The 5475-nt window shown below is 51.9% G+C and carries 7 protein-coding genes; 6 read left to right on the top strand and 1 reads right to left on the bottom strand.

Going from position 1 to position 5475, the window contains the following annotated elements; translation table 11 throughout:
- The 5 genes from LZ634_RS17635 to LZ634_RS17615 form a co-directional block, all read left to right on the top strand.
- On the top strand, positions 1 to 300 hold a 300-nt coding region (locus LZ634_RS17635; RefSeq protein ID WP_234507554.1), incomplete at its 5' end, for a hypothetical protein.
- Entirely contained in the window at positions 278 to 1681 is a 1404-nt protein-coding gene (locus LZ634_RS17630) for an MBOAT family O-acyltransferase (RefSeq protein WP_137360316.1), read from the top strand. The genes LZ634_RS17635 and LZ634_RS17630, both read left to right, overlap by 23 nt.
- Positions 1668 to 2768: a DUF459 domain-containing protein gene (locus LZ634_RS17625; protein WP_137397078.1), complete on the top strand. Its 1101-nt coding sequence runs from the start codon at positions 1668 to 1670 to the stop codon at positions 2766 to 2768. The genes LZ634_RS17630 and LZ634_RS17625 overlap by 14 nt, the downstream gene beginning before the upstream one ends.
- Entirely contained in the window at positions 2758 to 3957 is a 1200-nt protein-coding gene (locus LZ634_RS17620) for a GDSL-type esterase/lipase family protein (RefSeq protein WP_223952609.1), read from the top strand. The genes LZ634_RS17625 and LZ634_RS17620 overlap by 11 nt, the downstream gene beginning before the upstream one ends.
- A gap of 62 nt (positions 3958 to 4019) precedes the next feature.
- On the top strand, positions 4020 to 4409 hold the full coding sequence (locus LZ634_RS17615; protein WP_164881372.1) for an NUDIX hydrolase: 390 nt from the start codon (positions 4020 to 4022) through the stop codon (positions 4407 to 4409).
- A 54-nt stretch (positions 4410 to 4463) separates the two neighbouring features.
- On the opposite strand, the gene LZ634_RS17610 is transcribed toward LZ634_RS17615, so the two are convergent.
- Positions 4464 to 4913, bottom strand: coding sequence for an NUDIX hydrolase (locus tag LZ634_RS17610; RefSeq protein ID WP_128348985.1), 450 nt, complete (start codon positions 4911 to 4913; stop codon positions 4464 to 4466).
- A 229-nt stretch (positions 4914 to 5142) separates the two neighbouring features.
- On the opposite strand from LZ634_RS17610, the gene LZ634_RS17605 reads away from it, so the two are divergent.
- Entirely contained in the window at positions 5143 to 5397 is a 255-nt protein-coding gene (locus LZ634_RS17605; RefSeq protein ID WP_128348986.1) for a DUF1272 domain-containing protein, read from the top strand.
- Positions 5398 to 5475: the final 78 nt, after the last annotated feature.

The following is a 5475-nucleotide window of genomic DNA, read 5'->3' as shown; positions in this document are numbered from 1 at the left end:
TTATTCGCACCTTCCTTAGCTTCACAGAATATCTTTTTTCTCGCCCGTATTATCGCCACCTCTCTGTTCATAATACTCTCTGCCATGCCGGGATCTCTTCGCGCATGCTATGTCGATCTGCGAACTCGAGACGACGCTTGCCACTCCGATATGCTGCCCCCAGAGGAGCCATCCTCCTTAGCGATTACGCCGTACAGCATCATAAACAGATTGGGAATTGCGTTTCTGGTTCGGCTGGTACTGCCACACCTGAAGGGATTTCCTGGGATTAATATCTATGGCTACGCTGTTTTCCATTGAGTTTTTACTGATTTTTTGGATGTTTTTCATTGTTTACTGGCTGTTGGCCCCCTGGTTTAAGCTGCAAAATGTGATGCTGTTGCTGGCGGGATACTTTTTTGTCTGGTTGAGCGGAATAAACGCGCTGCTGGTCCTGCTATCCTGGAGTCTGCTGGTCTGGGGACTGGTTTGTTTCGCTGATAAATCCACCAGAAAAAAAACCGCGATCCTGGCGCTGTCTGTTCTGGTGGTTGTCTTTTTTGCCGTATTTAAATATTACGCCTCCATGAATGAGTGGTTGCAAATTAACCTTGAGGCGCTCGGTGTTCATCTCTCGTTACCGGTAATGACGATGCTGTTGCCGCTGGGGATGTCATTTTATCTATTCAACTCTATCAGCATGGTGATGAGTGTCATTGATGGGAAGCTGAAAAGGCCCGATGTCCTCAGTACATTCTTATACGTCAATTTTATCCCAACACTGATTGCCGGGCCGGTGAATAATGCCAGTGAGCTGTTGCCGCAAATCAGCGGCAAAAGACCAGGAATACTGGAGTTTAAACGTGCACTGCTGTTGATTGCGCTGGCGCTGGTGAAGCTCTTTTTGCTCAGTTCATGGCTCAATGACAGCTTTGTCACTGGGGTATTCGAACTGCCAGAGGGGCAAACCGCCGCCAGAACCCTGATTGCCATTTATGGCTGGGCGTGGAATATCTATTTTAACTTCTCCGGCTATAGCGATTTAGTCACCGGGCTGGCGTTACTGCTTGGCTTCCGAATTGCACGAAACTTCTCCCATCCTTATCAGGCCGCGAACCTTAAGTTGTTCTGGCGAAACTGGCATATGAGCTTGTCCAGTTTCATCCTCAGATATATCTATATTCCTTTAGGCGGTAGCCGGGGCTCGTTTTCGCGTACCCAAATCAACCTGATGCTGGCGATGATTATTTCCGGCATCTGGCATGGGGCAGGGTTTAATTTCTTCATCTGGGGCGCGTTGCACGGTGCGGGGCTGGTTATCTACAATCTGTGGGAAAAACGCTCGCCGGCGCTGCAAAAAATAGTTCTGCCGGATCTGCTGGCGCGTCTGATCACCTTTCATTTTGTCTGCTTTGCGTGGATATTTTTCCGGGCCGGGAATCTTCCGGATGCGTGCAGTCTCATTCTGAATATGGTTCAGGGGGATCTCGCCTCTGTCACCATGGACGATATGACGATAATCGCGATGTTTACCGCATTCTTTATCTGCTACCCGTGGATTGTTGAGATACGTAATCAGCTGGCGACATTCCTGCTGAACATCAAATGGTATGCGCTCCCACTGGTGATTATTCCCGTGCTGGCGATTGCCTTTTTCTTTGCTCCGTCAGGGGTGCCTGGATTCATTTATGCAAATTTCTGATTACGCCGACATTATCAACAAGACGCTCAAATCTTCATTGATCATTTTTACGAGCATGCTGGGCCTGATATGGCTTAATCAGCAGTCGTTGAATCAGTACTGGGCATTACATTTTCATCGGGAAAGTCCCTGGGCATCTGTTACTTCACCTGTCTGGTTGACCGGCGCAAAAGTCATGTCTGCGGCGGAAGTGGCAAAAGGGACCTTTATCGCCCAACTCACGGGCAGTGCGCTGATGCCGACGCCTGCGAGCCTGAACACCCCGGCAGATCTGCTGGTTTCCGCTGATGTGGCGGCGGATACCCCTGTTGACGAACGGCAACTGGGCAAATGGATTTCCACCCGTCGGCCATCTTTTATCTACGAGCTGCAGGCAAATAGCGGATTCGAGGTGGCCAGTCACTTATATGATGAAGAGGGCAAAGCGCTTCTGCCTTCCGGACGCAAGGTGCTGATGGTTGGCGATTCCATGATGGAAGGTGTGGCGCCGCGAGTGCTGAAGATACTGCATGATGATTACCAGGCCTCCGGCATCGATCTGAGCAAACGCAGCACCGGCCTTGCTTATCCAGGCTTCTTTGACTGGCCAGCTACCGTTAAAAAGGCGCTGATGGGTAATGCAGATATCGGTCTTATCGCCGTGTTCCTCGGGCCGAATGATCCCTGGGATATGCCGGTAAAAAACAGCAGAACCTACCTCAGATTTGGTAGTGAACCATGGGATGACGAATACCGCAGTCGTATCCGCCAAATTCTTGAGCTGGGTAACCAGTACAATATCCCGGTGATTTGGGTATTGCCGCCAAATATGCAGAAGGCCAAGTTAAACAAGGGGATGGCAATTCTCAACAGGCTGTATGAATCGGAAGTGAAACAGGTCGGCGGGGTGGTTATCAGCGTCAATACGCTGTTTGGATATCAGGCAGACCTCTATGCCTCTTCCGCGATGATTAATGGCAAGCTTAAGAGCGTCAGAGCCAGCGACGGTATACACTATACCCCGGCCGGTGCTCAGCTCATTGCCAGCAAGATTGTTGAGCAAATTCACTTTGTGTCACCGGCAAGTGAGGAGCTTTATGAAAAATAATCGTCTGCTATTTTCCACCAGCGTCATTTTGCTGATTTCGGCGCTGGCCCTCATATCCTGCACTCAAACGGCGGATCGGGTGAAAGAAGCCTCCGCGCCGCGTCAGGAATCACACGGGTTATGGACGGATAATGGCGATCCGGGGCTGACAGCGCTGGCTGAAAAACTGCGCAACAGTAACACCCGGCGCACACATATTCTGGTGCTGGGGGACTCGCATACCGCCGCTGATTTTCTTTCCGGCCAGCTCCGGCAGGCATTTCAGGAAAAGTATGGCAATGGCGGTATTGGCTTTGTCAGCCCGATGGCCGTTCCCGGAAACCGCTATAACAACGTGAGTTATGGCAAAACAAAAAACTGGAAGCTTGAGAATAGCCGGCGGCTGAGCAATCCTGGCTTTACCTTGGGCGGCAATATTGCCACTCCGCTCACCGGGAGCAGCGATATTCAGGTTAATGTGCGTGATGGCGAGGCGCAAATTCAGGCTCAGGTGCTGTATCGCTCCCAGGGGGCAGCGACCCTGCAACTCCAGCAACAGCCGCTGGCACTCGGGGATACGCAGGGACACTGGGCGCTGTCCGACGCGGCGCAGGTTCCTTCTTCATTTTCTCTGTCACTTGCGGACGGCGGCGGGGCGCAGCTTGCCGGTCTGTGGCTGACATCTGCGCAGCCGCATGGCGTTATTGTCAGCGCGCTGGGCACCAATGGCGCGCAGATCTCTATTCTCGACAAATGGCATGATAACTGGGGCGCGGTGCTGAATAAGCTGGCACCGGATCTGGTGATCCTCGCCTACGGCACCAACGAAGCCTTTAACACGGATATTGATCTGGCGGAGTATCAGCGAAACCTGACCCGACAGATCAGAATCATACGTCAGATGCAGCCTGACGCCGCGGTCTTGTTAGTCGGCCCGGGAAGCAGCGTGATGAATAAAAAAGGCGCTGATTGTAGCCAGCGGGAATCCCCCGTGCTTCAGTCGATTATTGATATCCAGAAGCAGGTTGCGCAAAACGAACATACGCTCTTTTGGGACTGGTACGCCTGGATGGGTGGTCGTTGCAGTATTGAACGTCTGGCAAACCAGGGTAAAGCCCGTCCGGACCTTATTCACCTGACGGCGGAAGGCTATCAGGCGACAGCCAATGCGCTGTGGCAGGATCTGATGAGTGCCGTCAATGCCCGCTAGTCTGCGGGCTCCGGAAGCCTTCAACAACTACAGATGAGGTGTTTTTGAAAACCACAGGACAAATTAATATTGCAGCGGCAATTATCACTGATAGCAGAGGGCGCTGCCTGCTAGTGAGGAAGCGCGGCACGCTTTACTTTATGCAACCCGGAGGCAAGCCTGAAGCGGGCGAGCGCCCGGAAGCCGCACTTATACGCGAGCTTGAAGAGGAACTCCATTTCACCGTTGCGCCGGATGAGCTTGTACCCGTTGGTCGTTTCACCGATACCGCCGCTAATGAGCCTGGTCATACTGTATGTGCTGATATCTTCCGTATCAGCGCGGACAGAAGCGCTTTCGAACCCACTGCTGAAATTGAGGAAGTCATCTGGTTTGAACCGGAACTGCATCAGGATGTTAAGCTCGCTCCTCTTACCGAAAACCATCTGCTTCCTCTGCTGAAGGGCGTTTAAGTTTTCATGCCACGGCAAGCGCCCGGGGCTGAGTGGCGTCAGAAAGGGACGTACTTAACCAATGCTGCTCCAGCCAAACTCTGAATAACGCTGGCCAACCTGTATGGCTTCGATCGCCTGCCGGACATACGGAATGGTATTTTCAGGCAGAGTAGCGATATTTCGCCAGATGAGTTCAGCGTGTTTGTCCGGTTCCGCGAGAAAAGCAACACCGCTCCACTTCTGGCATATAAAATAATGGCCTATCCATGAGCGGTTTTCAGTCCGCACATGCATGGTATGGGCAAGTGTTATTTCAGAAGGGGATGCAACAACCCCTGTCTCCTCCCTCAGTTCCCTGATCGCTGCGTGCGAAAGGGGTTCGCCCTGTTCCAGCCCGCCGGCGGGCAAGCTAAAGTAGCCATCCATCCAGCCCGTGTTACCTCGTCTCAGCATGCAGATCTCATTATCTTTAAGAAGCAAAACGAATACGGCGATGGAAAGGTTATATCTGTCTCTGCTCATATAGGTTACCTGATAGTTATGTTCACTGGTTATCTATACAGTTTTTTCTGTTGCAAGGGTACATACTAATTTTTGCACCGAAACAGAGTATCGTTGAAAAGAGCGTGGACTGACGCGGTTGAGCTGACAGAAGACCAGTAGTTACTTAATGCTATTAATACCAGCAGTTATGTATACTGTGGGGATGGGGGATTGAGCTATCCTGCCCCGTTAATAGAAGGAAACATCGATGCTGGAACTCAGGCCCGGCTGTGAATGCTGCGATATCGATCTGCCTCCCGACTCCGGCGAGGCGCTGATCTGCTCTTTTGAGTGCACTTTCTGTATAGCGTGCGCCGGGAAGATGAATATGCGTTGCCCTAACTGTGGTGGGGAGCTGGTCAGACGGCCCCGCAGGGCGGTGGAGAAGCTGGTTAATAATCCGGCATCGACGACCCGCGTTTTTAAGCCGCAGGGGTGCGGCGGAGCACAAGACCTAAATTGAGGGCTATGGTTTGTTGGCGCCTGTAAGGTTTAAGGCTCCGGACGTAGCTGTAATATGCAAGGGTGATGCTGCCAACTT

The sequence above is a fragment of the Kluyvera intermedia genome (genome assembly GCF_021440345.1).
In the GTDB taxonomy this organism is placed as follows: domain Bacteria; phylum Pseudomonadota; class Gammaproteobacteria; order Enterobacterales; family Enterobacteriaceae; genus Kluyvera; species Kluyvera intermedia_A.
This window is presented reverse-complemented; position numbering and strand designations above follow the sequence as displayed.

Coding starts and splice junctions, on each gene's coding strand:
- LZ634_RS17630 (WP_137360316.1), top strand. CDS start 278: ATGGCTACGCTGTTTTCCATTGAGTTTTTACTGATTTTTTGGATGTTT.
- LZ634_RS17625 (WP_137397078.1), top strand. CDS start 1,668: ATGCAAATTTCTGATTACGCCGACATTATCAACAAGACGCTCAAATCT.
- LZ634_RS17620 (WP_223952609.1), top strand. CDS start 2,758: ATGAAAAATAATCGTCTGCTATTTTCCACCAGCGTCATTTTGCTGATT.
- LZ634_RS17610 (WP_128348985.1), bottom strand. CDS start 4,913: ATGAGCAGAGACAGATATAACCTTTCCATCGCCGTATTCGTTTTGCTT.
- LZ634_RS17605 (WP_128348986.1), top strand. CDS start 5,143: ATGCTGGAACTCAGGCCCGGCTGTGAATGCTGCGATATCGATCTGCCT.